The sequence below is a fragment of the uncultured Campylobacter sp. genome (assembly GCF_937949835.1).
Classification (GTDB): domain Bacteria; phylum Campylobacterota; class Campylobacteria; order Campylobacterales; family Campylobacteraceae; genus Campylobacter_B.
The window spans coordinates 1-1,037 of the sequence record NZ_CALEDC010000115.1; the positions used below are offsets into that span (position 1 = coordinate 1).

At 52.1% G+C, this 1,037-nt stretch carries 1 protein-coding gene; it reads right to left on the bottom strand.

Features of this window, described 5'->3' with window-relative positions:
• A partial coding sequence (locus tag Q0256_RS02565) for a hypothetical protein (RefSeq protein WP_297959771.1) occupies positions 1-903 on the bottom strand: 903 nt, incomplete at its 3' end.
• Positions 904-1,037: the final 134 nt, after the last annotated feature.

Below are 1,037 nucleotides of genomic sequence, written 5' to 3' on the forward strand. Positions count from 1 at the left end.
GTTCTCCAGCTCATCATCCTCGATTTTATTTCGCAGATCAAAGCCCGCCTGCACGTCGCCTCCGTTACCTATGCTAAGAAAGCAAAATTTGATACCGAGCTCGAAGGCTTCGTTGTAGATGTCGCGTTCGCCGTCTAGGTACTGATTTACGATGCTCGTTAGGCAGGTGGTGCCCACGATCACGTCCTCGCGCACCTCGCTTCCGCGCGGCTCCATCTCGTAGCTGAAAAAATTCTTTAGCGGTTCGCGCGCGGCTTTTTCGCCGAATTTCTCATCGATCAGATCGGCAAATTCGCTTAGCGGCACGCCGTTTTCTTCGGGCTTATCAAGCACCTCAAGCATGCCCAAGGTGTTAATGACCGTCGTCTCGCCGACCATATTGTCAAGTAGGATAAAGCTAAGGTTATAAGCCTTGCCCTCGTCCTGCGCGAGCAGAGCCGCTAGGTTTTCGTTGTAAATTTTAATATCCACGTCGCTTTCGTTAAACTGCGCGTAGATCATCGACTCCTCGGCGCTTACGCGCGTGCCGTACATCTCAAGTCCGCCGATACCTCGCGGCGCACGCGGCTTGCCGAGCGTGCAGAGCATTCTCCCCTCGAGCTGCTTTGGCATAGCGTTTTTGATGAAGCTTAGCCAAAATAATCGGTGCCTCATACCCTCGGGAGTTAGCACCAGATCGAGCTTATCGCCTGCAAGCCCCGTCATAAAATAGGGCTCGGCAAGGCAGATGCGAAGCTTCTCGTCGGTCTTTTGCATCGCCTTTTCAAACTCTTCCGCCGCCAGATCGGCCTTGATCTCATCTATCGCGCCGCTAAATTCCGCCCAAAATTTATCCACTCTGCCGGCAAAAGTGCTTGGAATTTGCGCCTTTTCAGCTTTTTTGCCCAAACCGAATAGCCCCATAATCTCTCCTTTAATTAAATTTAAACGCAATTATAGCTAATTTTTGCGCGGGCGCGGAACGCAAGCCGTAAGACCGCCCTGCTCTTCTGCGCTCCGATATACGGCTCGCGCGGTGAAATTTTGCCCGCTATTTT